Genomic DNA, 25,823 nt, shown 5'->3' on the forward strand with positions numbered 1-25,823 from the left:
AGAAAAGATTTCTTTTTCTATAATAAATGCCCATCTCTGTTTAAAGGTGACTCGATGAAAAAGAATTACAAAGGTTTATACTGTTAAATTGAAATAATAGGAATATATAATAAATTTATTTCTGAATAGTCTGAACGGAAGGGTGTTTTATGGTATTATAATGGTAAATCCAAGGGATAGAGGGATGCATATGTCGACACAAAGTCACTTTGAAGCACACTGTTTTATATGTCAGAAACATAAAGGGGAGATTAAGGTGCTAGGCGGGGCAATCTATGAAGATGAACTCGTATATGTGGGGCATGTTCATTGGGAAGAAGAGGAAACGTATCTCGGATATGTAATGATTGATATAAAAAGACATGCACCAGGATTAGCTGAATTAACAGAAGAAGAAGCGAAAGCTTTTGGTTTAATTACGAGTAGAGTAAGCCGTGCATTAAAAGAATGCGAGGGTGCAGAACATATTTATGCTTTCGTTTCCGGTAATGGAGTCAATCATATGCACATGCATATAATTCCTCGTTATCCAAATACACCGAAGGAATTTTGGTCACCAACTAAGATCGCCAATTGGAAAGGTGCACCTTATGGACAAGCAGAACAAATCCAAAAACTATGCGAAAGAATACGAACGTATATGGTGAATGAGTATGCATACAACAAATAATACACAATATTCATGGGTTGGTAGTGATGAAATGTGTTTAGGCGAAATTTCAGTTAAGCAGTATGGTGATATAGTGCTTGGCAGATATGGTGGAAATACGAGTGCAGGCGCAAAGAAGAATGAAGATGGCGCTTTCGTTTGGTCAAATGGAGATTGGGAATTTGCGATGATATTAGATGGACACAATAGTGCAGAAAGTGTCGCCTTAGTAGTACATACAATCCAAAATGACTATGAAAATATAAAAGTTTTATTAGAAGAACCAATTGAAATAGCATTCCGTTCTGTTGAAAATCATATCCTTACACTTTTTCAATCTAATTCGTTTCAACAGGCGTGTCAGCAAGTAAAGGGTGAAACAGCATGCTTAATTTGTGTGCGAAAAGAAAATTATATTTGGTGGTTTTCTATAGGAGATTGCCTCGTTTATGTATTTCATGAAGAGTTACATAAGCTAGGACAGTATATGCTGAACCAACGTCATTTTTATGAATGGATTGGGAATGTGAATACATTTTCTTTACCTGTTCCATGTTATTCATCGGGTATTCGAGAGCTACGTACAGGAAGAAATAGAATCGTAATGGTAACAGATGGCTTACTAGAATACGGAGAACGTCGTTATGAAAATCCAATTCATTTATATAAAGATATATATGAAAACAAAGTGAAACTAACAGAATGTATTCAAAATGTACTAGAGCATGTTCATCACCAACTTGGTCGAGATAGTGCAACGATAATTAGTTGGGATTATGATAATCGTGTATATGCTACTTATCCAAGCGATCAGCCGGAGAAAATACGATCTTCAAATTAGTAAAATAGGGGGTAGGAAATGAAAAGACCCTTATTGCGCGCGGAAGCTATTATCATAGATGAGGAGCATTCTAAAATTCTTGTTCAATGTAATGAAGAAGAGACATTTTATCGTTTTCCAGGTGGATCGATTGAGTATGGAGAATCGGCATATGAAGCGATTATACGGGAGTTACTTGAGGAATATGATTTACAAGTTCGAGTAGTAGAATTAGCGATTGTAAAAGAACACATATTTGAAGTTGATGGAGAATCACACCATCAATGTACGTTGTTTCATTGGTGTAAACCTGTAAAGTCTATAAGTGAAGTGTTAGTTCATAAAGAACATAAGAATATTATTCTTATATGGAAAAGTATACAGGAGTTAAAAGATAAACTGACTTATCCTGAGGGGATTGTTTCTTTGATAGAACAAAAGAGCGATAATATTGCCCATTTACTTACTCAAAAAGTATATTCCTAATTAATATGTATAACATTGGATTTTTAAGGATGGGGGGATGAACAATTTTCACAATAGTGATTGTGTTGATTCTATGGATTTTCGTGCTATATCTTTTAGAAAAGCTTGTGAGAAAGAAATTAAATATACCAAAACAAAGTGGCTGGCTTTATGAGCCTGTAAATGAGCTTCATAAATGGGGAGAGCGGATTATAATCATAATCTATTTAGTGGCTGGCTTTGTTTGTATTTATACTTCAGAGTATATAAAGGGTGTATATATATTATTTGTATTTTTAGGTACGCAACAGCTTTTTCGGGCGTATATGGAATGGAAATATGATAAAAAATCAAAAAAATATGTAATTTCTCTATTGGGAGTATTTTGTTTAATCATTACATTTAATGTAATGATATATTTATTCCAACCTGTTGGTTAAAAGAGCTAGATAATAAGAGTCGTTATCCCAATTTCAATGTGTATAACGACTCTTATTTATCAGTAGTCTTTTTACATTACATCTTCTTAAAACTCCTCAAAACAAGAAACTCCCATACTCTCCACGGAAGAATTTTTTTAGCAACGATCATCAATTTTACACCTTTCCCAATTGGGTATCGTAATGTTGCGTTTTTTGCTTCAGCAATCGCTACAATCTTTCTTGCAACATCTACTGGATTGCCAAATGTATCACTGCCATTATTAATATGATTTTGTATTTTATCCATATACGCTTTATAAGGAGAGGTTGATTCTGAATAATTTTCGGCAAGTTCTTTCCCAACTTCCCATATGTTTGTGTTATAGGAACCGGGTTCGATTAATGAAACGTCTATTCCATATGGTTTTACCTCTAGGCGAAGGGATTCACTCCAACCTTCTAATGCGTATTTTGAAGAAACATAGGGGGATAAACCTGGGAATCCAACTTGGCCACTAATACTACTTACATTAATAATTTTCCCACTTTTTTGTTTTCGCATATAAGGTAATACAATTTGAGTTATGGATATTGCTCCAAATACATTCGTCTCAAATTGTCTACGATATTCTTTTACCGGAATTTCCTCTATAAATCCACCACTCGCATAGCCTGCGTTATTGACGAGAATGTTTACTTGGTTTAATTCTTTTAAAAACAATTGGAATGCATGTATAGATTTTTGATCTGTTACATCTAATTGATGAATTTTGATATTTTGTTGTAAGTGTAATGCAGCAGCTTGAGATAATAATTCCGTTTGTTTATTAAGATTACGCATTGTAGCGATGACGAAATAGTCCTTTTTCGCAAGCTCGAGGGCAGTTAAAAGTCCAAATCCACTGGATGCACCTGTAATAATCACGATTTTACTCATTTTCCGCTCACTTTCTTTTTTCTTACATCATAGCGAGTTATACTTCAAAAATCTATCATTCTGGTCAAATTGACCTCCAGACATAGAGTTTATTCTCTCGTTATATACTACACAATTCCATTAGGAAAAGCTGAAGTAAAGCGCGAAGGTTCAGATGTCACAATTGTAGCAATCGGGGAACAAGTTCATACTGCTCTAGAGGCTGCGGAGCAATTAACAAAGAAAAGATTTGAAGTAGAAGTAATTGATCCGCCCTGCATCTATATAGCACCAGAGATCGCAAGCGTTGGTTTAACAGAAAAGGCAGTGCGTGATCAATATGGAGATATTTTCGTTGGAGAACTCCCTTTTACTGCAAATTTCGAGAAGGAGAATGTGTAAAAAACTAGCCTGTATCATAGATTATGATACAGGCTTTATATTTCAGTAATTAACTCTCTTTATATATATTTAACTTATGTAGGTAACTTTTATTTAATATAAATCGATTAAAGGATTTTTAAAAGAGAAAGGTGGTTACAGATAGCTACTTATTCTTAACTAACCTATGATAAACTGAAATTATCAAGATTTACCATATAGGACAATATCTTATGGAACAAATCGTGGGAGGTTATTTGGTTAAAATTGCAGTAAATTACTAAGATCTTTACCTGTCTTATTCTTCTAAATCAACTTAATATCAAAGGAGTGTATTATGATTATTAACAAACAAGAATTTTATGTAAATGGGATTAATTATACTGTTAGATCTGCAATGGATAAAGATGCAAATGATTTGTCTAAATTAAGATTACAAATTGATGGAGAAACTGAAAATCTGGACAGAGAAGAAGGGGAGGGATTCATAGATACAACGAGATTTGAAGAAATTATCAAAACGGACACTGAAAGTCCAAGAAACTTATTTTTAGTCGCGGTAGTGAACGATCGGATTGTTGGGTTTTCAAGATGTGAGGGAGTGTATTTAAAGAGATTCTCTCATAAAGTAGAATTTGGAGTATGCGTATTAAAAGAGTTTTGGGGATATAGGATTGGGAAAAATCTTTTAAAAGAGTCCATATCTTGGGCTAATGCCAATGATATAAAAAAAATGACGTTAAATGTTTTAGAAACAAACGATAAAGCAATTAAATTGTATGAAAAACTTGGTTTTGAAATTGAAGGTATATTAAAAAATGACAAAAGACTTGCGGATGGTAAATACTATAACACTATTATTATGGGGAGATTTAATGGATAATAATTAACCTTTCGTGAAAAAATACAGCGGAATGGGATAATTGAGGCACTTCAAAAAACAAAGGGAAATGTATCACTGGCGGCAAAACTGTTAGATGTCCCGCGTAGTACTTTTTATAAACGGATGCAGCGATTTCAGATATAAAAGAAGCAGGCTTCTATCAATCTGCTTCTTTTATATGTAAGTGCACGTTCTGTCGGAATATGCGCTTACCGGGGAAATAGTAGAGTCAAATAATTTCTAAAAACTAATATGATCTTATCTCCGGCTATACAAATTAAAGATAATTTTGCTTAAGGAATTGGGAAATCATATGATATTCATTCAACACTCTTTTTTTACCAGTATCAGTTAAATGCCAAGTATCTTTCGTAAGATTTCTATTATCTTGTAATGGAAGAACATCAATAGTCATGTCATTTGTAGCAAACGCAGTTGCTATAAGCAAGAATCTTTTCATAAAAAAAGTTTTTCCCGCTAATAAAATATTTTTGTTTTCTGTTGTTTTTGATAGAAGAAGCATTGCGTTTTTTATAACATCGTTAGCTGTATTCGCTTCTCCTATTATTGGAATAACTAGTTCTTGAGGAATTCCTGATTTAACTAGGATTTCTTTATGAAAGGTAAACTCATTTGCATTTAAAAATGGATTATGTACACTGGGAATCATAATTGTTTTAAAGCCTTCCTCATGAAATAATGTGATGATTTGTTCATTTAATTCTGTGTAATGACCGGGATGATAGAGAACAACATCTGGATTTCGAAATTCATATTGTCTTTCTATAAAGGTCATTTCACTTAGGAGAGTAGTAAATTGATCGTTCATAACATATATACCTCTTTCAAAAGAATGGATTATTTTTGTGTTATTCGGTATATATGAAGCTTTTTCCTTTTTCTTTATAACAGGAATGTTGCTAGTTTCAATTAAGTAGAAATAATAGAGAATCTGTCAAAATCTGCGCTTACCAGGGAAATAGTAGAATGCTTAGAACAACATTTCCTAAGGAAGATGTAAGTATTTCATATAAGGGGAGTTGTAAGTGAAGTACATAGAAGCCGGAATCGGAAATAAATGGTTGGTTCGAACAGAAATAGAACGAGAAGATGGAACAGAGTTTGAGCAAAAAGGAGTTGTGAAACCTATTTATTTTGAATCATGCTATTTACGAGTTTGGTTTAGAAAAACTTGTTTGATTTTTGATTCAAAAGAAGGGTTTAAAAAGATGAGAAAAAATCGAAATGAGTATAAGTTTATTTTGGGGATTGTGAGTAAAGTACAATAATATAAGCATACAGAAAATCTGTAAGGAGAATGGCATATGGCGATTTCTACATACTACAAACAAATCCGTGAAAAAGTAGGGTCTGATCTTATTTTCATGCCGAGCGTAGCGGCAATTATTAAAAATGAGCAAGGGGAAATCTTATTTCAATATCCGGGTGGGGAATTTTGGAGTTTACCTGCAGGAGCAATTGAACCTGGTGAAACTCCAGAAGAAGCAGTTGTTCGTGAGGTGTGGGAAGAAACCGGTTTACGAGTACAAGTGAAAGAAATAAAAGGGATTTTTGGAGGGAAAGACTTCCGTCATACATATTCAAATGGAGATCAAGTGGAATATATCGTTGTTGTGTTTGAATGTGAGGGAGTTGGAGGAGAGTTGAGAGCGATAGATGAGGAATCGTTAAAACTTCAATACTTTTCATCACAGGAAAGACCAAAGCTAGCATTGCCATATCCAGAAGAAATATTCCTATAAACGATTAAATAGCACACTTTCTTCATAGAGACGAGAGTGTGCTATTCATTTTTATATAAGCCCGCTGTATACAGCTCTGTTAATGTACAAACAACCTCCTCTAGATTTACATCGATCTCATTTCGGACAATCTCCCACTGAAACGTTTCATTCATATAAAACCAACTGCGTGCCACAATTGCTTTATTTAATTCTTTTCTAGCTAATCTATTATTTTGAGAATAGGTAATATCTTGTATAATTCGGCTAATAAAACGTTCTCGAATGTCATTCCACTTTTGTCGAACTTCTTTTGACACACCGATAGCCTCTTCAACGACTTGTAATATATTTCTTTCTTCTTCAGCTAATTGTAAAAAAGCTCGCACTTGATTTTCAATCATACTGTGAGCTTCTTTTTTTGTTTTAGGAAAAAAGGAACGTTCAGCGATTTTGTAAAAACGATTCATAACATTTTCCATAAGGACTATGAGGAGCTCATCTTTATTTTTAAAATAAACATATGCCGTACCATAACCAGTTTCAGCATGTTTAATAATTTGAGAGATTGTTGTTTTGTGAAATCCGTTTTCTAAAAAAACATTGCGGGCAGATTTTAATAATTTATTTCTCGTTTCTATAGATCGCTGTTGTCTTGTTGAAAGAAGATCTTTTCCCAAACTGGACACTCCTTTATACTGAAATATCTGAAAATATAACTTTATTCTAGTAGAAGCGAATGCAAAAAGTCAACTGACATAATATCATTGACGTCATGTCAGTTATAGTGTTATATTTCAACTAGTTAGAATAAAAAGAAAATTAAGAGAAGGTGAAAGAATGTATCGAGAGCCATTTGAACCATCTTACGAATATGCAATGGAATGTGATAAATACGATGAACTTGCTGATTTTCAAAAAGAATTTTATAAGAAAGCAGATACAATATATTTAGATGGTAATTCATTAGGATTACTTTCAAAAAGAGCAGAAAAATCTTTACTTACTATGCTAGATTCATGGAAAGAGTATGGTATTGACGGGTGGACAGAAGGAGAATATCCTTGGTTTTTTCTCTCTGAACAATTAGGCGAATTAACTGCTCCTCTTGTTGGTGCTTTACCTGAAGAGGTAATTGTAACCGGTTCCACGACGACGAATATTCATCAAGTGATTGCGACATTTTATGAACCGAAAGGAATTCGTACAAAGATTCTTGCGGATGAATTAACGTTCCCATCAGATATTTATGCTTTGCAAAGTCAAATCCGTTTAAAAGGACTAGATCCAGATGAACATCTTGTACGAGTGAAGAGCAGGGATGGTAGAACGCTGCAAGAGGAAGATATTATTGATGCGATGACTGATGATATTGCGTTAATTTTATTGCCTGCAGTGCTATATCGAAGTGGACAAATTCTTGATATGAAGCGATTAACAGCTGAAGCGCACAAGCGTGGTATCTATATTGGTTTTGATTTATGCCATTCCATCGGTTCAATTCCGCATGACTTTAAAGGGTGGGGTGTTGATTTCGCAGTATGGTGTAATTATAAATATTTAAATGCAGGACCTGGTGGGGTTGCTGGATTATATGTAAACAAAAAACATTTCAATCGTCTTCCAGGGCTTTCTGGTTGGTTTAGTTCAAGAAAAGATAAGCAATTTGATATGGAACATACATTAACAGCAGCTGAGCATGCCGGGGCATATCAAATTGGCACACCTCATGTGTTAAGTACAGCGCCACTTATTGGTTCACTTGAGATTTTCAAAGAAGCTGGCATTGAAAGATTGCGAGGAAAATCATTACACATTACTCGTTATATGTTAAATTTAATCAACCATGAACTGAAGGGGATGGGATTTACAATTGGAAATCCATTAGAGGATGATAAACGCGGAGGGCATATATATTTAGAGCATCCAGAAGCTGCACGTATATGTAAAGCTTTAAAAGCAAATGGAGTTATTCCTGATTTTCGTGCACCAAATGGGGTTCGCCTTGCGCCAGTTGCTTTATATAACACGTACGCAGAAGTGTGGAAATCTGTGCAAATCTTGAAGAAAATCATGAAAGATGAAGAATATAAAAAGTTTGAAAATAAGCGAGAGGTTGTGGCATAAGCAATGAAGGAATCTGATTGGATTGATATTTCACAACCATTAAATAATGATATTGCGACATGGCCAGGAGATACGCCATTTTCATACGAAGTATCATGGGCAAAAGAACAAAGTGGATCTGTTAATGTTGGAAAATTAACGATGAGTATTCATACGGGTACGCATATTGATGCGCCCTTTCATTTTGATAATAACGGAAAAAGGGTACTAGATTTAGATGTTAATGTCTATGTTGGTAAAGCTCGAATTATAGATGTATCAGGTATCGAAAGTATTGGCGCAAAAGAATTAGAAAAATTCCCTTTAGATGGGGTAGAGAGGTTATTACTTCGGACTTCTTCGCATGGGAATGCACAGGAATTCCCGCAAGTAATTCCGTATTTACGTGCTGATATTGCACCATTTCTTTCGGAAAAAGGCATTCGATTAATTGGAGTGGATGTACCTTCTGTAGATCCGCTAGATGATAAAGAATTAGCGGCGCATCACCAATTATTTAAATATGGTATTCATATTTTAGAAAATGTTGTATTAGACCATGTACAAGACGGAGATTATGAACTGATTGCCCTGCCACTTGCATTGACAGATGCGGATGGGAGTCCAGTTCGAGCTGTAATAAGACCACTATAAGAGCAAGTAGATGATGCATAGAAGGGGTGTTCATTTTTATGAAAGAAAATGAAAAAGTAATTATGGAAAAGGGAATTCATACGGATTTTAAAGAAAATATGACATACGGAGAGTACTTACAATTAGATAGTTTGCTAGGAAGTCAAAAAAGGTTATCTGATCATCATGATGAAATGTTGTTTATTGTCATTCATCAAGCGAGTGAACTTTGGATGAAGTTGATTTTACATGAGCTTAGTGCAGCGATTGAATCTATTCAAAATGATAGGCTGGCTCCAGCTTTTAAAATGCTTGCGCGCGTTTCAAAAATTCAATCGCAAATTATTCAATCTTGGGATATTCTTGCAACGCTCACACCATCTGAATATATTGAATTTCGTGATTCACTCGGCCAAGCATCAGGATTCCAGTCTTATCAATACCGTATGATTGAGTATGCGCTTGGTTATAAAACACCTCATGCATTAAAAATTTATGAAAAAGATCCAGAGTTACATGCTCGTTTGCATAAAGCGCTTCATTCACCAAGTCTTTACGATGTTGCAATTCAGGCACTTGTAAAAGAAGGGTTCCAAATCAATCCAAATGTTTTAAATCGTGATATTACACAGCCTTATGAAGAAGATGCGACAGTTGAAGCTGCATGGTTAGAGGTGTATGCTGATGTGAAGAAATATTGGGATTTATATCAACTGGCAGAAAAGTTAATCGATATTGAAGATTGGCTCCAGCAGTGGCGCTTCCGTCATATGAAAACAGTAGAGCGAATTATTGGACATAAAATGGGAACAGGTGGATCATCTGGTGTTTCTTATTTAAAACGTGTTCTTGATCAACGCTTTTTCCCAGAACTTTGGAATGTGCGGACGAAGTTATAAAGTAAAGATTATATAATTGTTAGTACATCACTTATTGAAGCGTGGTGTACTTTTTTCTTTGTAATTATGTGTAAAAAAGATATCTAATAACACGGTAATTCACATTATAAATCGCATACCTAATAACAAACAAAAACGCCCAGACATATATCATTCTGAGCGTTGATTTATTATTTCGCTTATTCAGTTAAAGCACCCGTTGGTTTAGTAAACTATTTTCATTTCAGGCAATATCGTTTTTAACTCCATTAAGTCATTTATGACCAAATCAGCCTGAGCAAGTTCATCTTCTTGTGCAAAATCAAAATTACATCCAATTGCAATTAAACCATTATCCTTAGCTGCATTTATATCAGATAGACGGTCTCCAACTACCGCTGCCTTTTTTATGTCATATTTTTTTATAATTGTTTTAACTAAATCTCCTTTGTCGAGTGTTCGTATTTGTTGAATACTAAATGTTTCAGTAACCCAATTATCCAAATTATAATAACTCACAATTGCTTGTAAATATTCCGTTAAACCATTACTCGCTATGTAAATTGAACAATTATTTTCTTTTAAATAACGGAAAACTTCCTTTACATTAGGATATAAAGCACCTTTCCCACTTCTTATGTTTTCAACTAATCTTTCCAGAAAATAAGCATCCGTTTGTTCTCTTACTTCATTGGAATGATTAGGTAACAAAGCTTCCCAAACTTTTGGTAAAGGTACACCCATAATTTCACGGTATTTATTAATGGGGGTTACTGTATCCCATAAATTTAGTGACCGTAAATGGTTAAAAGTATCATTAAGTGATAATTCTAGAATTTTTTCTGTTTGAAATAGAGTTCCATCCATATCAAAAATCAGTGATTGTAACATTACTTTCTCTCCCTTTTTACCATTGCTGAATAACTTCTAAAGTTTAACATAAAGACAGAATAACTTAACCAATCCCTATTCAGCTAATCTGACTCATCAGTTTAAGTACAAATTCTCACAATCTTTATATACATTTTAACATAAATTTACAATGACCTTTCTCTTTTTTTCAAAAGAGTTTAGAAATAACATAGCATTTAACAATAAAATTAACACCATAATTCAAACAATGACTATTGCCACGCTGTTATTTGGTATGCTATTTTGTACTTATTTTCCTTGGAAATATTGTTACATCAATGAAAAAAGCATACCAATTCGTATGTTAATTGATATGCTAATTCGTATGTTATTAAGTGTTTTTCCACGAAAACGAAACTACTTAGTATGAGTGACCATGTCTTATATCTATAGTATATGTTTGCCACACGTGAAATTGGATATTTTTTTAGAAAGTACATAGAAATAGAAATATTTATTTGATTTGAGTAGAATAGTAAAAACAGACAAGAACAGTATACATTTGGAGGAATACATATTGGATTTTTACAAGTTGGAAAATCAATTTATGAAAAAGAAAGTGAATGCATTTCTCGTATATCAACAAGGTGAGTTAACAACAAAATATTATAAAACAAAAGAATGCGCACACAATTTATATAAAATTAATTCTATCACGAAAAGTATCGTATCAATTTTAATCGGTATAGCAATAGATAAAGGCTACATAAATGATATACATACGCCTATAGCAAAATGGTTTCCCAATGTACCGAAAGAAAAGAAGGAATTAACCATTTATCACTTGTTAACAATGACAACTGGTGAAGAGTGGAAGGAGTTTGGAAATGGAGTTGTATTTCCAAATGATTTCGTGGAATCAGATAATTGGATAAATTATATTTTGCAGAAGCCGTTAATGGAAGAGATAGGGGCAAAAATGAATTATAATTCAGGCTCTTCACATCTGTTAAGTTATATACTACAAGTTGCTACTGGAAAAACAACGGAGCAGTTTGCAAAGAAATATTTATTTAATCCTTTACAAATTACCGAATATGAGTGGCAACAAGATCCTCAAGGTATTTATGTTGGTGGATTTGGTATGAAAATGAAAGCAGATGATTTGTTAAAAATAGGATTATTATGTCTGCAAAATGGTTTCTGGAATGGAGAAAGGATTGTATCCTCAAGTTGGATTGAACAATCAAGTAAGGTTCGTTTTATGACATATGAACATGTTGGAGCATACGGTTATCACTGGTGGGTATTAGACAATGAAAGATTTCACATACCGTATTGTATGTATTTTGCTATGGGATATGGAGGGCAATACATTATCATCATTCCGAGATTAGAACTTGTAGCCATTATAAGTAGTCAAATGCCTAAGCGTGGGTTAGTACCATTAAAATTATTTATAAATCATTTACAAGAGAACGTTAATCATACATAAATAGAAGGAGAGTATAGTTAAGCAAGAAGTGAAAGTTAAATAGTAATAAAAAAGAGGGAATCGAGATGATTTCCTCTTTTTTAATCCCGCTATTCGCTGACAATAAGATTCTAATGTCAAGAATCAAAGAAACAACAGAAGATAAGTGGGGAAATAAAAGCCTGTAAAAGCTTGGTTAGTTGAACATTATCTACTGCTCTTTTGAAATGTAATCTTCAAAAACTTCTCCGTTCTTGTATCAAACTCTACATCAACAAAAACACCATATTCCTTTCCATCTTCACGCAGCCATAATTTGAATTTTTCTGTTGTTATATTCACTGTCTTCGGTTTTCTTCCAATATGAAGGTAATCAATAATTTGCGCTTTTGGATAGTTTTCTTTCGTTTTTTCTACCGCAAGTTTACCCCATTTTGCATATGGTGGTTGTGCGTGAACAACTGATGAATGAGTATATGTATTGCAATATGCTGTAACAAATACAATTCCTAATACAAAACATGCAAAAATACGCTTCATAATAAACTCCTTTTAGCCGTTTTTCTTATTGTGTACATGCAGTCTAAATCATATAAGTTTGGATTTTTTTGTCTTCTTTACATAAAAGCGTTTTATTTACAAAACATAACCATGAAATCATCACTGCAAATAAGGAGGGAAATATGTGCGTCATACAGTTATTTTTAAAATACTGATTTTGTTTGTATTAATCGGTATATCTGTAATTGTAAGTAGCGGGCAGACAAGAAATGCCCAAGCCTTTTCTAATCAGGTGATTCAAAGAGGTGCCTCTGGAGAAGATGTCATTGAACTACAGTCTCGATTGAAATATAACGGATTTTATACGGGAAAAGTAGATGGTGTATTTGGTTGGGGTACATATTGGGCACTAAGGAATTTTCAACAAAAGTTCGGTTTACCTGTAGATGGCTTAGCGGGGGCTAAGACGAAGCAGATGCTTGTAAAAGCGACAAAGTATGAGAAATCAACTGCTAATAAAGGGAACACGGGTGGACAAAGTAATAAGCCAGCCCAAAATAAAGGTACAAATGTGCCAAATGGTTATTCACAAAATGATATTCAATTAATGGCGAACGCAGTTTATGGTGAATCCCGTGGTGAACCATATTTAGGGCAAGTTGCAGTTGCGGCAGTTATTTTGAATCGTGTGACAAGTGCATCATTCCCGAATACAGTATCTGGAGTGATTTTTGAACCACGTGCATTTACAGCAGTTGCTGATGGACAAATTTATTTAACGCCAAATGAAACGGCGAAAAAAGCTGTATTAGATGCTATTAATGGTTGGGATCCTACTGGAAATGCACTGTATTATTTCAATCCAGATACTGCAACGAGTAAATGGATTTGGAGTCGACCACAAATTAAAAAAATCGGCAAACATATTTTCTGTAAATAGAGCGGAGGTGAAGAAATGTTAAGAGGTATCGTAATTGTATTGTTAACAATCGGCGTAGTTGGAACAGGGTATTGGGGTTATAAAGAACACCAAGAAAAAAATGCGGTGTTAATTCGAGCAGAAAACAGCTATCAGCGTGCGTTTCATGATTTAGCGTATGAGGTTGATTTATTACACGATAAAATCGGAACAACACTGGCAATGAATTCACGTACATCTTTATCACCGGCATTAGCGGATGTGTGGCGTTTAACATCGGAAGCTCGTTCTGATGTAGGACAACTACCTTTAACATTAATGCCGTTTAATAAAACCGAGGAATTTTTAGCGAATATTGGTGATTTTAGTTATCGCACTGCCATTCGTGATTTAGAGAAAGAACCTTTAAACGATCAAGAATATAAAGCGCTTCAAACTCTATATTCAAATGCTGGCAACATTCAAGATGAGCTTCGAAAAGTACAGCATCTCGTTTTGAAAAATAATTTACGTTGGATGGATGTAGAACTTGCGCTTGCGTCAAATAAAGATCCAGCGGATAACACGATTATTGACGGGCTTAAGACGGTTGAGAAAAATGTAACATCTTATTCTTCAAATAATTTCGGTCCAACTTTCACAAGCATGCAAAAGGCGAAAAAAGGCGGCTTTGAAGCAAAAGGTAAAGCGATTTCAAAAGAGGAAGCGGCAAAAATAGCAAAATCATTTTTAAATTTAAAAGGCAATGAAAAAGTAGAAGTTGAGAAAAGCGGAAAAGGTGCTAAAGAATCATTTTATAGTGTGAAAATTCAAGATCCTGAAACAAAGAATGAATTTTATATGGATATTACCGAAAAAGGTGGATATCCAATATGGGTAATGAATAACCGTGAAATTAAGGAACAAAAAATTAGCTTAAATGACGCAGGAAGTAAAGGATTAACTTTCTTAAAGGACCATAAGTTTACCAATATGGAGCTCTTTGATAGTTCACAGTACGATAATATTGGTGTGTTTACGTACGTTGTGAATGAGAATAATGTGCGTATTTATCCAGAAGCAATTCAAATAAAAATTGCTTTAGATGATGGATCAATTGTTGGTTTTTCAGCAAAAGAATATTTAGCATCACATCAAAAACGCACCATTCCAACTGCAAAATTAACGGCTGCTGATGCAAGAAAGAAAATCAATCCAGATGTAAAAGTAATGGAAGAACGCAAGGCGGTTGTTGTAAATGATGTGCATAAAGAAGTATTGTGCTATGAATTTGTCGGGACATTAGGAAAAGATACGTACCAAATTTTTATTAATGCAAATGACGGAACTGAAGAAAAAGTGAAAAAGATGCAGGCTGTCGAAAAGATTTATGATTAAACATCAATGATAAAGTGGTGAAAATGATGAAAATCCTTATATATATGCTTATGATTTGTTTTGCTATCACAGGGTGTAGTGTAGGAAAAAAAGAGAATGCTCATGAAAAACCAGAACAAAAAAATGTATCTATGCGAAATGTTAGCTATACAAAAGATAAAACAAAACCGAATGAACAAGTGGCAGATCATTTAGCTTCTTTAGCTTCTAGTATACCAGGTGTAAAAGATGCGACCGCAGTCGTTATTGGAAAATATGCTGTTGTTGGCATTGATGTAAAGGCAAAACTGGATCGAACTCGTGTAGAATCAATCAAGTATTCTGTCGCTGAAAGCTTAAAACATGATCCAAATGGTGCAAATGCAGTTGTTGTAGCGGATGTTGATACGTATGAACGATTAAAGCGAATGGGGAATCAAATTAAGCACGGAAAAGCTGGCGAAGGAATTCTTGATGAACTTGCTGCAATTGTTGGACGTGTTATGCCACAAGTACCAAATGATATGATTGAAAATAAAGAAACGAATCCGATTAAAGAAAACGACAAACAGTTACCAAAAGATGAAGAGAATGAATTAAGAAAAGAACAAGAAGATCAATCAAATAATCATCTTAAAAGATAACAAAAACATCTCGTGCTATATGGCGCGAGATGTTTTTGTTAATTATTAATATTCAGTTTATCAAAAAGGGAATATATGGTTTAATAATAATTAGGAAGTTACGACAGATCCACCGTGTATAAAACTATATAAAACTATCTGAAAATGATGAATAAAAAACATAACAAAGAAGGAGGTTTATCCTGGTTTCTCTGCGATATATTACATTTAGATATGCTTGGGTATCGTTTTTAAACCAGAGATAGTTGTAATGATGAAAAATAAATGCGCACTCATAGTTTGTGGTCTTAGTCTGTGTGTGATTTTTGGTATGACAGCGTGTGATAAAAAGAAAGAAATAAAGAAACAAACAACAACTTCTTCAACTGTCACAGAAAAAAAGAAGAGAGAAACAATTGATATGAATATTTTCTCACAAATAAATGAAGGAATGACATATAACGAAGTAAAAGAATTAATAGGATTTGAAGGGGATTTACTTATAAATCAAGGTAATGAAAATTCATCAAACTATAAACAAACTTTTGCCTGGAAAGGAAATCCACCACAATCCTTTGCTGAGATTACCTTTTTAGATGGAAAAGTACGTTCTAAGTCACAGCAAGGTTTAAGTTAGTAATTAGAAGAAAAGGGGAAATAAAAATGAATTTGCAAACAGAAGATATTCAGCTTATTCCATATGATGAAAAATATAAAGAAATTATAGACGCATTTATTTTACCTAGTGAACAAATTCAATTTACAGCAAAACCAAGTGACTTGCTTGAAAAAGCTAAAAAAGACACAACTCGAAATGTTATTGTTATTTTAGCGAATCATACACCAGTAGGAATTTTTGCATTACAATCAGGAACGAGGGTAGCAGAATACACAGATAATCCCAATGCTTTACTTTTAGTTGCCTTTTCTATCAATTACGAGAAACAAGGAAAAGGGTATGCCAAAAAAGGATTAGCCTTATTACATGACTTTGTAGCATCCTATTTTCCGAATAAAAATGAAATTGTACTAGCTGTAAATGAAAAAAATATTCCTGCTCAAAAGCTGTATTTAAAAGTAGGATTTGAAGATAGAGGTCAAAGAAGAATGGGCCCAATTGGAAGGCAGCTTGTTTTATATTTACCATCTTGATAATTCACCAAGTATACGTGCGACCGAATGTAGATGGTCTCCAAAAGGAAAAGAGACGCTGCGTAGTGTGGTAATATCAATGATAGCTATTTTGCGTAATAACTGTTATGAAATTGATTATAAACATTACCGGCTTATTGATGAACTGGACCAACATTAGAACAAGTTTGTAAAAAATATGAAGAAGAAAGAGAAGGCATTCCTATGTAAAGGAATGCCTTCTCCTATTATGTATACCTTTATTGATAACGTTTCGAAACAACGAATTCTACAAGTGGAATAACAATGAATGAAGAACAAAGCGCTATAAATAAAGGGAGATTTTGAATATTATCAAGCGAATATAAGGTAGAAAATCCTTCTGACCAAATCAATAAAATAAACATAATAACGACTAATACAAAATATCCAATTTTGAAACTTTTATATGTAATTTGTTGTCCCATTTCATCTTGACTTTCTTCTGACACGCTGTTTGGATCTCCCCATGTCATATGATTTATTAAATAACTAATTATTAAAGAAGCTCCAAAAATAGTCCCTCCGAGAATGGCTCCTTCGGTCGTATATTTGTATGCGCCATGTATGAGTATTCCAAGTAATGATAGTATAATAACTACGAAAATAAAGTTATTCTGATTCATCGTATTCACCTCTTTATAAGTGTAAAAAACTATTTACACTTAATAGTATAAAAATGACAGGGAGTAATGTCAAATATATTTTACATAAATAGATAAATTTATGAAAATTAATTATTTATTTCTCAGTTTAGAAATAAACATTAAAAAACAGAAAGGAAAAAGATTTCTATTTGGTTTGAATGTTAAAGTTATTATTTGCATATATTTGGAAGGGATGTCAGATTAAATTGGGGGGTAAATATGTCCATACTTTTAAAAGCGGGTGCAGACGCTGGAAATAACGGTTTAAAGTTAATGGTGAAAGGCCAAAATCCGATTTATATTCCAAGTATATATTCACTGTATATTGGGGAACCGACAGGCTTATTAGACGAAGAGGATGTACCGATATCTGAAGTGGAAAATCATATAGATGTGACGATTAATTCATCTTCACTCATGTTGAATAATGTACGTTACATTGTTGGGCAAAAGGTTATCAATGATCAGTTGAAAGGGACAGAAGTAGAGAAGAAGTCTAATAAATCTACAGATGAATTAATGGTTCTAACGATTTTATCAGGTTTAGCAATTAGCGCTATGCGTCATAGTCCGAAATTAGATCATATTAATATTCGTTACGATTTATCAGTTGCTCTTCCAATGCAAACTATTACGCAAGAAATCGCAGCAGAAAACGCTAAACGTTATATGGGAAATCATAAAATTATTTTTCATTATCCAAATGGAAGAGATGTAACGATAAATATATCCATTGAGTACTGTAAATGCTTACCAGAAGGGGCGTCTGGTACCTGGGGGATTGTGTACGATGAGGAAGGTAATATTTTAAAACATAAAGTTGCAAGTGAAAAAGATGCTATTACAGAGATTGATTTTGTGGATAAAACATTATTATCTTTTGATATTGGTGCGGGTACAACTGAGGAAGTTGTTTCATTTGGAGTGAATTTTAGACCGCAATTAAGTAAAGGATTGTCCTATGGAGTTAAAGAAACTTTATTGCAGATTATTACAAGATGGAATCGGAAGCATCCGACAAAAACAATAGATAGTATTACAGAGTTTAATCAAATTTATTTAAATGAGAAACACCCAAGGCATGCAATGCTAGTAGAAGAGTCACAACAGGCATTTCTAGGATTAGCTGCACGAGTTGCAACGGATATTATTAATAAAATTGATGATATGAAAGATGATCCGTATGTATTTATCTATGGCGGGGGCGCTGTCATCATTAAAAACAGTTTGCAACTTATTTTAAAACAAAAAGGTCGTTTGAAAAATGTAATATTTGTAGATAACCCTCTATTTACAAATGCACGTGGATTATTAGTTTACACATGTTCACCACGGTATAGAGAACATAAACAAAAAGAATTGGGATTTACGAATTTAACAATTAGTTAGTTGGTGTGAGTATGGGGCGCAAGCGGTATAAGCGTGGTGATCGGGTAAAAATCCATTTAAATAAATCTGTATCTTCTGAAATGATCGCATGGATTAATAAGCAATCTGATGTAACAAAATTTTTTTTATACGGTGCCCAGCAATTGTTTAAACAAGTAGGCGATATTGATGTATCTAAAACTTTACCTAGCAGCTATGTTTTTTCCATGTATATTGAACCTACTTCTATGTTTAAATTTGAAGTAAATCCTCTTAGAAAAGTGTCAATGGAAAAGAAAGGACCTGCCGAATGTGTAGAAAATAAATCTTGGGAATTTATTGATCAAATAGATTGTCCCTTCTTTTAAAACATATAAAAGTATATCTAAAGCCTACCACTGTAAATATGATTAAGTGGTAGGCTTTTTTTGCCCATTAATCATGCGAAATTCAAACCGAAAGTACGGAATATTTTGAAGGTAAATGGATGTTTATTAAAATAAAAAAATAAGGAGGGAGAATTTTGAAAGCGATTCTTCATAACAAAGGTCATGATACTTTTTTTCCTTGTCTAATGTACTCTATTCGATTCATTTTTTTACCTGCGATTTCTTATGATTAAACTGATAAGTTGGACACCCTTTAACCTGTGTTTTTATTCGGAATACGCCACCAGCATATGGATAAACTTCTAATTGATCTTGGTTCATTCTTGTCCTAGCAGTAGTAATATATAATTCTGTTAAGTCAGGTCCTCCAAATGTACAGGAAGTTACATTGAGTGCAGGAACAGGAACTGTTAGAATTTTTTCGCCAGTCATTGGATTCCATCTTGTGATTTTAGCACCGCCCCAATGTGCAATCCACAAACAGCCTTCCTCATCAATTGTCATTCCATCAGGTAATCCTTCACTATTAGGAATAATAATGATATCTATTGGGTTACTAATTGTTCCAGTGTGTATATCATAATCAAAACGAGTGACTTTTTTAGTAGGTGTGTCAATGAAATAAAGATACCGCTGGTCGGGTGACCAGGCTAAACCATTGGATGTATTTACATGTTCTAATTGCTTTTTTACACTAAAATCAGTATCCAAGAAATATAAAGAACCAGCTGCGCTGACTCCATATAAATCGGTAGTGCCAGCCCAAAAGCGACCAGCGGGATCGCACTTTCCATCGTTAAAGCGATTTTCTGGCAGGTGAGACTCCGGGTTATGAATAAGTTTTAATTCCTCTGTTTCAAGATTAAGAGAATGGAAACCACGCTCCATTGCTAATATAACTCCGCCAGATGCATCTTGAACGACACATCCAATTTGTTGGTCTAATGAAATTTTACGATTTATATTTGTAATAGGGTTATAAATGCATACCTTTTTCCCTAAAATATCAACCCAGTATAATATTTGTTTTTCTTCATCCCAACAAGGGCCTTCTCCTAAGTTTGCTTTAGCATCGATAACTAATTCTAATTTTCCTAACAATGTATTTTTCTCCTTTCTATAAAGATAACCTATATATATTCGATGAAAATGGTAGCAAACCCTTTAATTTGGAGAAATTTGACAACGATAACATTATAAATTATTATATGGAAAATAACTTATAACAAAAGTGGCAATGAAGAGAAGAGTAGTTAAGAATGATTGCATACAGAGAACTCCGGTAGCTGAGAAGGAGGGGTAAAAATCTTAATGAAAAAAGACTTGGAGCTGCGCATAGAACTAACTTGTTTAGGGATAATGCGACGGGTTCTCCCGTTATAGAGATAGGGTATAAGCAAATGATTGCCGTACCTGAAGAGATTAATATGGTGACATATTAATAAACTGAGGTGGTACCACGAAGTGAACAACTCTCGTCCTCAAGATGAATAATCTTGGGGGTGGGAGTTTTTTTGTTTTGAAAAGGAAGTGGAAGAGTAAATAAAAAATTAATAAGAGGTGAATTATATGCACTGGGCATATCAAATCGCGCATGAACTTATTCAAAAACATCCAAATAAAGAGACGTTTGTATGTGCATCCGGAATTAGTCCTTCGGGGTCTGTTCATATTGGTAATTTTCGAGAAATAATAACGACCTATTTTGTTGTAAGAGCACTTCAAGATTTAGGAAAAAAGACACGATTTATATTTTCATGGGATGACTACGACCGATTTAGAAAGGTTCCGAAAAACGTTGATTCATCATTTGAGAAATATATTGGTATGCCATATTGTGATATTCCAGATCCATATGGTTGCCATAAATCGTATGCAGAGCATTTTGAAAAAGAATTTGAAAAATCATTAGAAACTTTTGGTATTGATGTGGAGTTTATTTATCAACATGAAGAATATAGAACTGGGAGATATAATCAACATATACTTCAAGCATTAAAAAGAAGAAAAGAAATCTACGACGTATTAATGAAATTCAAAACGAGTGAACCATCTGAAGATGAGCGGGAGATTTTTTATCCAATTACGCTATATTGTGAGCAATGCGGGAAAGATTCAACAAAAATAACAAATTTTGATGAAACATCGGAAACAATCCGATATGAGTGTGAATGTGGGAGTCATAATGTATTATCAGTAACGCAAACGAGTCACATGAAATTAAATTGGAAAATTGATTGGCCGATGAGATGGATGATAGAAGATGTGATTTTTGAACCGGGTGGGAGAGATCATTCAGCCGAAACAGGTAGTTATAATGTTTCAAAGGAGATAGCTAGTAAAATTTTCAATTATGAGGCACCGAATTATGTTGCCTATGATTTCATTGGAATAAAAGGTAATAATCAAAAAATGTCAAGTTCTGCTGGGAATATCATTACTCCAAGTGAATTATTAAATGTGTATTTGCCAGAAGTCATTCTATTTATGTTTTCAAAATATAAACCAAATGCAGCATTTCATATTGGTATGGATGAGGATGTGATTCGGAATTATACTGAGTATGAAAGATATAAAGAAGGTTGTCAAAATAATAAGTTAAATAATGAAGAGTTCCGTGATGTAATTAGGCTTTCCGGCGTTAGTGATGAAAATGCCAGCTTACCAAAATTTAATCAAGTAGCAGGCGTCTTGCCATTAGTGAACTTTGATACTCATATTTTACAAGAGATATTAGCGAAAGTGGATGCAGATTATAGCTTGATTGACATTATGAAAATAAGTAATCGTGTGGAATACTGGATTCGAAATTTACAACCGCAAAAAATGATTGAAGTAAATAAAGAAAAGAATTGGGAGTTTTACGAAACATTGGAAGAGGTACAGAAAAGGTGGGTTTTAGAAGTTTGTGAAATAGTTCCTACAAATGCGGATAGTCCAAAGATAATGGAACAGATATATGAAATTTGTCATAATGAAAGTAAAAAGATAATGAAAGAGAATCAAAAATTACTTTTTAGAATCATTTATAGACTTGTTATCAATCAGCCAAGTGGTCCACGGATACCGTTACTTATATCTGTAATAGGTGCCGAGAAAATAGTGTCCTTATTGGATTTTTGTAACTAAGTAGAGTAGAATACTAACTCAAACACAAATTATATTATCAAGCTGTGTTTGAGGTGATTAATAGTATAACTAAGAATTCAAGGACTTGTATATGCGCGTCCTTGAATTCTTAAGGTTGTAACTAATAGAATGTGGTGAATTTTATAAAGTTATTATCGCGTATACATTTTCGGGCATTCATCCCCGATTGGTTCATAAAAACAATGGCTTTTAAATTGCCCTGCAAATGGTTGATTATACCATTCCGGTGGACAAGCACCAGTCGGCCGGAAATACCAAAGGGACCATCTTGCTGGCCAGCGCCATTCACCTTGTAACACACGTCTTGCAATTTCTTTTTCTGAGTCACGAGCACGTTGATAAAAATATCCGTATTGTACAGCTTCAAATCCACCTGGAGTTTGATATACCGCATCACTTACGGTACGTAATTGTTTAAAGTCTAAGCAGTCACAAAAAACGCGGTTTACTACAACGCAGCCGACAAGCTGTTCGCCTTGTCTACCTTCACCTTCAGCCTCAGCACGGATTAAGCGTGCTAATAAATCGACATCGCTTTCATTATAAGGAATAAGAGCCATATTAGTTCCTCCCTTGTAGAGGTGGTTATAGTAAAGGTTATGTAGGAAAATGAGTGTGGTGCTTTTACAAATGTGTTTTAAGAATAGTTGGCTTATAAAAGTGTTTGATTATTTTCTGTCTGTGTTGAATAAGAAAAGCATTGTTTCTTTCGCTGTGTTAACTTTAGTAAAGAATGTTGTCTTAACAAGGAGGGGATATGCAAGTGTAAAGTTTTTATTATTAGTCTGATTATAAATCACCATAGCATACTCCAAGTTCTAAGGTTTTATTTTATTAATTTCCCTATACAAACTACCCCGTTGGATCGATTCCCATTCATTGTTGTATATTCCACTTTCTCATATGCCAGCTGTTTAAAACCCTTCATCCAGCACTTTACTTGTTCTTCATTATGATGGCGTAAAATGGCTCCGTCAGGTAATTCAAATACACCGTATATATCATATTTTTGATAAAATTGGTCGTATCGCTTTAAATTACGATTGTCCTGATTTAATAGAAAGTCATTAATATAAATTATTCCATTAGGTTTTAAGACTCTCTTAATTTCATCTAAAATCGCTCTTTGTTCTTCGTCACTATGAATACAAGTTAGTACTGCGAATAAAAGTACAGAGTCAAAATAATTATCAGGAAATGCTAGGTTTCTATTTTCAATGACACTAAAATGAATCCCCATATCGTCTAATTTTGCCCTTTTAATCATTTCTTCTGAGAAGTCAACGCCATAAAGATTGGTAAACTGTGTTTTTCTTAACTCACGCAATGTTCTTCCATATCCACATCCATAGTCTAAGATACTCGCTTCTTGTTTTACATGTGTTTGAAACAAATCAAATCGAAAGGGAGTTGTAAATTGTTTTTCATGTGCAACCTCGTTCCAATATTGTTTTTGCTGTTTCATTAGTTAACTCATTCCTTTCTTATAATTTTCATTTGATTATAGTACTTGCTTTAAGAAAAGGATAGACTTCCAAAATACTGCATTTTTTGATATAAGAAATTTGAATATAAAAAAATAATATTTAAATTAACTTATAACAAACTTGTATTTTAAAAGGGAGGAAAGATGTAGAAGAAGCATCCCTTTTACTATACCGCATCTTACATCATATCCATCCTTTTTCATCAGCGATACGAATGGCTTGAAATCTTGATTCAGCTTCAAGTTTTTGAATGGAAGATGATAAATAATTTCTAACAGTTCCGTTTGTTAAATACAATGTTTTACCGATTTCTCTCGTTGTCATTCCGTTTTTAGCCATACGGAGTATTTCCATTTCACGGGCAGTTAGTGGGTTATCTTCCTTTAAAAACAGCGTAGCAGCTAGGTCTGTACTTACTACACGTTCACCATTCATTACTTTATGAATCGCGTCAATAAGAAATTCAATTGGTTCGTCCTTTAGTAAATATGCTTCTACTTTTGCGTCCATCGCTTTTTGTAAGTATCCTGGACGAGCAAAAGTTGTAACAATCATTATTTTGCAGGGATGTCCCATAGTTCTTAATTTTTCTGCAATTTCCAGTCCAGTGATGTCAGGAATCTCGATATCAAGAAGACACACATCGGGTTGTTGTTTTGTAATAATGTTCCAAGCATCTAGCCCATTTGAAACTTCTGCAACCACTTCAATGTCCTCTTCTAGTTTTAATAGAGAAACGAGGGCTCCGCGAAGCATTTTTTGATCCTCAGCAATTACAATACGAATCATTTTACTGCCGCCTTTCTTGTATCGTTTTACAAGGTTAATTTGTTTCTATTAAGTTTGTTGAAATAGGTATCTTTAAAATAATCGTTGTGCCGTTGTTTCTTAATGTATGTATACCCACTGTGCCATGTATCATCTTCATTCGTTCCCGAATTGATTGAACTCCGAATCCAAGTGGCTCATGTTGAAAGCCAATTCCATCATCGTTTATTTTTATTTGAAACCATTTTGTATCCATTTCTTGAACGATTGTACAATGGTTTGCTTGGCTATGCCTTAGAATATTTGTAATGGCTTCTCTTATAGAGAGAGCAACCATTGTTTCCGCAACATTTGATAGCAAAGGTGCGTTTCTGTTTGCATTAGTCGTAAATTGGATACCGGCTGTATGTAATAGCTCACGTAGATGATTTAATTCACTTTCAATCGATATATATTTCATATCAGTAACTAGTTCACGTACTTGTTTTAATGCGAAACGTGATGTGTCTAAAATATCATTTAATTCTTGTTTTGCTTGTGGTGGATCCTTTTCTATCAATCGTATTGTCAGTTCACTTTTCAGTTTAATCATTGTTAATGTTTGCCCGAGTGTATCATGAAGGTCTCTTGCAATGCGGTGTCTTTCTTCTTCTTGAATATATCTTTCAATTTGAGAGTTTGCGGCGCTTAGCTCCTTTTGTAAAGATTTTGCTTTTTCCCGGATATGGATGACAAATGGTTGTACAAGTTGAAGAATAAAGGCAAGAAGCAAAGAAGTTTTTAATATGTAAAAAGGGTGACCAAAGGTATACCAACTAACAAGAAAAAACATCATTGCGATGCCTACTGTACCGATGCCGATATACAATTTAGATTGGGCTCTTCCTAATAAATTCCCGATGACAAAACCATAAAAAAGTAGCCATGATTCGATGAATATTGCAAGTAGTGCAAATAATAAGCAGCTACATAAACTGGAAAGGAGAAGGCGCCAATCTTTATACCACAATTCGAAGTAAAAAGATAACAAAATAAGCAATAAAAGAACAATTTTTAAGAATAAGTTAATGCTCGTTTCTGCTCGAATTACATTGTAAATTAAAAGAACAATAAAAATAATATCTAAGTATAAGTACTTTTCGATTTGATCGTGTGGATAAATTTTTTTAAACATTCTACTTTCCTCCTACAAAGAGGGAATAAGGCTTTGTAATAAATCCTATT

Annotated in this window: 30 protein-coding genes, 2 pseudogenes and 1 other annotated feature; of the genes and pseudogenes, 21 read left to right on the top strand and 11 right to left on the bottom strand. The window is 33.8% G+C overall.

Features of this window, described 5'->3' with window-relative positions; translation table 11 throughout:
- Positions 1-190 precede the first annotated feature (190 nt).
- From MHH71_RS02400 to MHH71_RS02415, 4 genes are read left to right on the top strand one after another with little or no spacing between them, the layout of a single operon-like run.
- Entirely contained in the window at positions 191-670 is a 480-nt protein-coding gene (locus tag MHH71_RS02400) for an HIT family protein (RefSeq protein WP_018780599.1), read from the top strand.
- Positions 648-1,490 carry a PP2C family serine/threonine-protein phosphatase gene (locus MHH71_RS02405; protein WP_033798912.1) on the top strand — a complete coding sequence of 281 codons (843 nt, stop codon included), beginning with the start codon at positions 648-650 and terminating at the stop codon, positions 1,488-1,490. The genes MHH71_RS02400 and MHH71_RS02405 overlap by 23 nt, the downstream gene beginning before the upstream one ends.
- Positions 1,491-1,508: 18 nt before the next feature.
- On the top strand, positions 1,509-1,955 hold the full coding sequence (locus tag MHH71_RS02410) for an NUDIX domain-containing protein (protein WP_033798911.1): 447 nt from the start codon (positions 1,509-1,511) through the stop codon (positions 1,953-1,955).
- A gap of 56 nt (positions 1,956-2,011) precedes the next feature.
- Positions 2,012-2,374 (top strand): DUF4181 domain-containing protein, encoded by a 363-nt coding sequence (locus tag MHH71_RS02415; RefSeq protein ID WP_006095022.1) that lies wholly within the window; start codon positions 2,012-2,014, stop codon positions 2,372-2,374.
- A gap of 76 nt (positions 2,375-2,450) precedes the next feature.
- Here MHH71_RS02415 and MHH71_RS02420 read toward each other — a convergent pair whose 3' ends face one another.
- A complete protein-coding gene (locus MHH71_RS02420) occupies positions 2,451-3,293 on the bottom strand; it encodes an oxidoreductase (RefSeq protein ID WP_033798910.1) in 843 nt (280 codons plus the stop codon).
- A 105-nt stretch (positions 3,294-3,398) separates the two neighbouring features.
- On the opposite strand from MHH71_RS02420, the pseudogene MHH71_RS30490 reads away from it, so the two are divergent.
- From MHH71_RS30490 to MHH71_RS02440, 3 genes and pseudogenes are all read left to right on the top strand, one after another.
- A pseudogene (locus MHH71_RS30490) lies at positions 3,399-3,674 on the top strand (transketolase C-terminal domain-containing protein); the annotation flags it as partial.
- Between the two features lie 316 nt (positions 3,675-3,990).
- Positions 3,991-4,536 carry a GNAT family N-acetyltransferase gene (locus MHH71_RS02435; RefSeq protein ID WP_006095019.1) on the top strand — a complete coding sequence of 182 codons (546 nt, stop codon included), beginning with the start codon at positions 3,991-3,993 and terminating at the stop codon, positions 4,534-4,536.
- A gap of 3 nt (positions 4,537-4,539) precedes the next feature.
- Positions 4,540-4,680, top strand: a pseudogene (locus MHH71_RS02440) (helix-turn-helix domain-containing protein); the annotation flags it as partial.
- A 133-nt stretch (positions 4,681-4,813) separates the two neighbouring features.
- Here MHH71_RS02440 and MHH71_RS02445 read toward each other — a convergent pair.
- Positions 4,814-5,365 (bottom strand): hypothetical protein, encoded by a 552-nt coding sequence (locus tag MHH71_RS02445; protein WP_033798909.1) that lies wholly within the window; start codon positions 5,363-5,365, stop codon positions 4,814-4,816.
- A gap of 217 nt (positions 5,366-5,582) precedes the next feature.
- Between MHH71_RS02445 and MHH71_RS02450 the strand changes: the two genes are divergently transcribed.
- Both MHH71_RS02450 and MHH71_RS02455 read left to right on the top strand, forming a co-directional pair.
- Entirely contained in the window at positions 5,583-5,825 is a 243-nt protein-coding gene (locus tag MHH71_RS02450) for a DUF3977 family protein (RefSeq protein ID WP_003207301.1), read from the top strand.
- A gap of 36 nt (positions 5,826-5,861) precedes the next feature.
- Positions 5,862-6,299, top strand: a complete 438-nt coding sequence (locus MHH71_RS02455) for an NUDIX domain-containing protein (RefSeq protein WP_006095017.1) — start codon at positions 5,862-5,864, stop codon at positions 6,297-6,299.
- Positions 6,300-6,340: 41 nt separating this feature from the next.
- Here the strand turns inward: MHH71_RS02455 and MHH71_RS02460 are convergent, their stop codons facing one another.
- Positions 6,341-6,958, bottom strand: coding sequence for a TetR/AcrR family transcriptional regulator (locus tag MHH71_RS02460; RefSeq protein WP_006095016.1), 618 nt, complete (start codon positions 6,956-6,958; stop codon positions 6,341-6,343).
- A gap of 160 nt (positions 6,959-7,118) precedes the next feature.
- Here MHH71_RS02460 and kynU point away from each other — a divergent pair, with 160 nt between their 5' ends.
- From kynU to kynA, 3 genes are read left to right on the top strand one after another with little or no spacing between them, the layout of a single operon-like run.
- Complete coding sequence (kynU, locus tag MHH71_RS02465) at positions 7,119-8,405, top strand: kynureninase (protein ID WP_006095015.1); 1,287 nt, start codon at positions 7,119-7,121, stop codon at positions 8,403-8,405.
- A gap of 3 nt (positions 8,406-8,408) precedes the next feature.
- Positions 8,409-9,038, top strand: a complete 630-nt coding sequence (kynB, locus tag MHH71_RS02470; protein ID WP_006095014.1) for an arylformamidase — start codon at positions 8,409-8,411, stop codon at positions 9,036-9,038.
- A 38-nt stretch (positions 9,039-9,076) separates the two neighbouring features.
- The gene (gene kynA, locus MHH71_RS02475) at positions 9,077-9,916 is read left to right on the top strand and encodes a tryptophan 2,3-dioxygenase (RefSeq protein WP_006095013.1); all 840 of its coding nucleotides are present in this window, start codon (positions 9,077-9,079) and stop codon (positions 9,914-9,916) included.
- A gap of 204 nt (positions 9,917-10,120) precedes the next feature.
- Here kynA and MHH71_RS02480 read toward each other — a convergent pair whose 3' ends face one another.
- Positions 10,121-10,786 (bottom strand): HAD family hydrolase, encoded by a 666-nt coding sequence (locus tag MHH71_RS02480; RefSeq protein WP_006095012.1) that lies wholly within the window; start codon positions 10,784-10,786, stop codon positions 10,121-10,123.
- Between the two features lie 538 nt (positions 10,787-11,324).
- Here MHH71_RS02480 and MHH71_RS02485 point away from each other — a divergent pair.
- Positions 11,325-12,242: a serine hydrolase domain-containing protein gene (locus MHH71_RS02485; RefSeq protein ID WP_033798908.1), complete on the top strand. Its 918-nt coding sequence runs from the start codon at positions 11,325-11,327 to the stop codon at positions 12,240-12,242.
- A gap of 186 nt (positions 12,243-12,428) precedes the next feature.
- Here the strand turns inward: MHH71_RS02485 and MHH71_RS02490 are convergent, their stop codons facing one another.
- A complete protein-coding gene (locus MHH71_RS02490; protein ID WP_003204562.1) occupies positions 12,429-12,761 on the bottom strand; it encodes a DUF3889 domain-containing protein in 333 nt (110 codons plus the stop codon).
- A 145-nt stretch (positions 12,762-12,906) separates the two neighbouring features.
- On the opposite strand from MHH71_RS02490, the gene sleB reads away from it, so the two are divergent.
- The 5 genes from sleB (at position 12,907) to MHH71_RS02515 (ending at position 16,772) form a co-directional block, all read left to right on the top strand.
- A complete protein-coding gene (gene sleB / locus MHH71_RS02495) occupies positions 12,907-13,662 on the top strand; it encodes a spore cortex-lytic enzyme (protein WP_006095010.1) in 756 nt (251 codons plus the stop codon).
- Between the two features lie 15 nt (positions 13,663-13,677).
- Complete coding sequence (ypeB, locus tag MHH71_RS02500; RefSeq protein WP_006095009.1) at positions 13,678-15,018, top strand: germination protein YpeB; 1,341 nt, start codon at positions 13,678-13,680, stop codon at positions 15,016-15,018.
- A 26-nt stretch (positions 15,019-15,044) separates the two neighbouring features.
- Positions 15,045-15,641 (top strand): YhcN/YlaJ family sporulation lipoprotein, encoded by a 597-nt coding sequence (locus MHH71_RS02505; RefSeq protein WP_033798907.1) that lies wholly within the window; start codon positions 15,045-15,047, stop codon positions 15,639-15,641.
- Positions 15,642-15,894: 253 nt separating this feature from the next.
- A complete protein-coding gene (locus MHH71_RS02510) occupies positions 15,895-16,257 on the top strand; it encodes a hypothetical protein (protein ID WP_033799655.1) in 363 nt (120 codons plus the stop codon).
- Between the two features lie 26 nt (positions 16,258-16,283).
- On the top strand, positions 16,284-16,772 hold the full coding sequence (locus MHH71_RS02515) for a GNAT family N-acetyltransferase (RefSeq protein ID WP_006095006.1): 489 nt from the start codon (positions 16,284-16,286) through the stop codon (positions 16,770-16,772).
- Positions 16,773-17,011: 239 nt separating this feature from the next.
- Here MHH71_RS02515 and MHH71_RS02520 read toward each other — a convergent pair whose 3' ends face one another.
- Positions 17,012-17,416, bottom strand: a complete 405-nt coding sequence (locus MHH71_RS02520; protein WP_033798906.1) for a hypothetical protein — start codon at positions 17,414-17,416, stop codon at positions 17,012-17,014.
- A 240-nt stretch (positions 17,417-17,656) separates the two neighbouring features.
- On the opposite strand from MHH71_RS02520, the gene MHH71_RS02525 reads away from it, so the two are divergent.
- Complete coding sequence (locus tag MHH71_RS02525; RefSeq protein ID WP_003204545.1) at positions 17,657-18,826, top strand: ParM/StbA family protein; 1,170 nt, start codon at positions 17,657-17,659, stop codon at positions 18,824-18,826.
- An 11-nt stretch (positions 18,827-18,837) separates the two neighbouring features.
- A complete protein-coding gene (locus tag MHH71_RS02530) occupies positions 18,838-19,173 on the top strand; it encodes a hypothetical protein (protein ID WP_006095004.1) in 336 nt (111 codons plus the stop codon).
- Between the two features lie 222 nt (positions 19,174-19,395).
- Here MHH71_RS02530 and MHH71_RS02535 read toward each other — a convergent pair whose 3' ends face one another.
- The gene (locus tag MHH71_RS02535; protein ID WP_006095003.1) at positions 19,396-20,295 is read right to left on the bottom strand and encodes an SMP-30/gluconolactonase/LRE family protein; all 900 of its coding nucleotides are present in this window, start codon (positions 20,293-20,295) and stop codon (positions 19,396-19,398) included.
- A gap of 127 nt (positions 20,296-20,422) precedes the next feature.
- Positions 20,423-20,680, top strand: a binding site (T-box leader).
- A gap of 83 nt (positions 20,681-20,763) precedes the next feature.
- Here MHH71_RS02535 and lysS point away from each other — a divergent pair.
- Positions 20,764-22,323 (top strand): lysine--tRNA ligase, encoded by a 1,560-nt coding sequence (gene lysS / locus MHH71_RS02540; RefSeq protein ID WP_006095002.1) that lies wholly within the window; start codon positions 20,764-20,766, stop codon positions 22,321-22,323.
- Between the two features lie 152 nt (positions 22,324-22,475).
- On the opposite strand, the gene MHH71_RS02545 is transcribed toward lysS, so the two are convergent.
- From MHH71_RS02545 to MHH71_RS02560, 4 genes are all read right to left on the bottom strand, one after another.
- The gene (locus tag MHH71_RS02545; protein ID WP_003204532.1) at positions 22,476-22,904 is read right to left on the bottom strand and encodes a cell wall hydrolase; all 429 of its coding nucleotides are present in this window, start codon (positions 22,902-22,904) and stop codon (positions 22,476-22,478) included.
- Positions 22,905-23,170: 266 nt separating this feature from the next.
- Positions 23,171-23,809, bottom strand: coding sequence for a class I SAM-dependent methyltransferase (locus MHH71_RS02550; RefSeq protein ID WP_006095001.1), 639 nt, complete (start codon positions 23,807-23,809; stop codon positions 23,171-23,173).
- A 205-nt stretch (positions 23,810-24,014) separates the two neighbouring features.
- Positions 24,015-24,620, bottom strand: a complete 606-nt coding sequence (locus MHH71_RS02555) for a response regulator transcription factor (protein WP_006095000.1) — start codon at positions 24,618-24,620, stop codon at positions 24,015-24,017.
- A gap of 34 nt (positions 24,621-24,654) precedes the next feature.
- Positions 24,655-25,773, bottom strand: a complete 1,119-nt coding sequence (locus MHH71_RS02560) for a sensor histidine kinase (protein WP_006094999.1) — start codon at positions 25,771-25,773, stop codon at positions 24,655-24,657.
- Positions 25,774-25,823 lie beyond the last annotated feature (50 nt).

Origin of the sequence: Bacillus sp. FSL H8-0534 (assembly GCF_038005885.1) — a bacterium.
GTDB classification, from domain to species: domain Bacteria; phylum Bacillota; class Bacilli; order Bacillales; family Bacillaceae_G; genus Bacillus_A; species Bacillus_A pseudomycoides.

Excerpts from the sequence above, each read along its gene's own strand:
- MHH71_RS02480 (WP_006095012.1), bottom strand. The coding sequence starts at position 10,786 with ATGTTACAATCACTGATTTTTGATATGGATGGAACTCTATTTCAAACA.
- MHH71_RS02455 (WP_006095017.1), top strand. The coding sequence starts at position 5,862 with ATGGCGATTTCTACATACTACAAACAAATCCGTGAAAAAGTAGGGTCT.
- MHH71_RS02435 (WP_006095019.1), top strand. The coding sequence starts at position 3,991 with ATGATTATTAACAAACAAGAATTTTATGTAAATGGGATTAATTATACT.
- MHH71_RS02490 (WP_003204562.1), bottom strand. The coding sequence starts at position 12,761 with ATGAAGCGTATTTTTGCATGTTTTGTATTAGGAATTGTATTTGTTACA.
- MHH71_RS02530 (WP_006095004.1), top strand. The coding sequence starts at position 18,838 with ATGGGGCGCAAGCGGTATAAGCGTGGTGATCGGGTAAAAATCCATTTA.
- MHH71_RS02510 (WP_033799655.1), top strand. The coding sequence starts at position 15,895 with ATGAAAAATAAATGCGCACTCATAGTTTGTGGTCTTAGTCTGTGTGTG.
- MHH71_RS02560 (WP_006094999.1), bottom strand. The coding sequence starts at position 25,773 with ATGTTTAAAAAAATTTATCCACACGATCAAATCGAAAAGTACTTATAC.
- MHH71_RS02410 (WP_033798911.1), top strand. The coding sequence starts at position 1,509 with ATGAAAAGACCCTTATTGCGCGCGGAAGCTATTATCATAGATGAGGAG.
- kynU (WP_006095015.1), top strand. The coding sequence starts at position 7,119 with ATGTATCGAGAGCCATTTGAACCATCTTACGAATATGCAATGGAATGT.
- kynA (WP_006095013.1), top strand. The coding sequence starts at position 9,077 with ATGAAAGAAAATGAAAAAGTAATTATGGAAAAGGGAATTCATACGGAT.
- MHH71_RS02545 (WP_003204532.1), bottom strand. The coding sequence starts at position 22,904 with ATGGCTCTTATTCCTTATAATGAAAGCGATGTCGATTTATTAGCACGC.
- MHH71_RS02525 (WP_003204545.1), top strand. The coding sequence starts at position 17,657 with ATGTCCATACTTTTAAAAGCGGGTGCAGACGCTGGAAATAACGGTTTA.
- MHH71_RS02405 (WP_033798912.1), top strand. The coding sequence starts at position 648 with ATGAGTATGCATACAACAAATAATACACAATATTCATGGGTTGGTAGT.
- MHH71_RS02520 (WP_033798906.1), bottom strand. The coding sequence starts at position 17,416 with ATGAATCAGAATAACTTTATTTTCGTAGTTATTATACTATCATTACTT.
- kynB (WP_006095014.1), top strand. The coding sequence starts at position 8,409 with ATGAAGGAATCTGATTGGATTGATATTTCACAACCATTAAATAATGAT.
- MHH71_RS02420 (WP_033798910.1), bottom strand. The coding sequence starts at position 3,293 with ATGAGTAAAATCGTGATTATTACAGGTGCATCCAGTGGATTTGGACTT.
- ypeB (WP_006095009.1), top strand. The coding sequence starts at position 13,678 with ATGTTAAGAGGTATCGTAATTGTATTGTTAACAATCGGCGTAGTTGGA.
- MHH71_RS02555 (WP_006095000.1), bottom strand. The coding sequence starts at position 24,620 with ATGATTCGTATTGTAATTGCTGAGGATCAAAAAATGCTTCGCGGAGCC.
- MHH71_RS02505 (WP_033798907.1), top strand. The coding sequence starts at position 15,045 with ATGAAAATCCTTATATATATGCTTATGATTTGTTTTGCTATCACAGGG.
- MHH71_RS02445 (WP_033798909.1), bottom strand. The coding sequence starts at position 5,365 with ATGAACGATCAATTTACTACTCTCCTAAGTGAAATGACCTTTATAGAA.
- MHH71_RS02550 (WP_006095001.1), bottom strand. The coding sequence starts at position 23,809 with ATGAAACAGCAAAAACAATATTGGAACGAGGTTGCACATGAAAAACAA.
- MHH71_RS02400 (WP_018780599.1), top strand. The coding sequence starts at position 191 with ATGTCGACACAAAGTCACTTTGAAGCACACTGTTTTATATGTCAGAAA.
- lysS (WP_006095002.1), top strand. The coding sequence starts at position 20,764 with ATGCACTGGGCATATCAAATCGCGCATGAACTTATTCAAAAACATCCA.
- MHH71_RS02515 (WP_006095006.1), top strand. The coding sequence starts at position 16,284 with ATGAATTTGCAAACAGAAGATATTCAGCTTATTCCATATGATGAAAAA.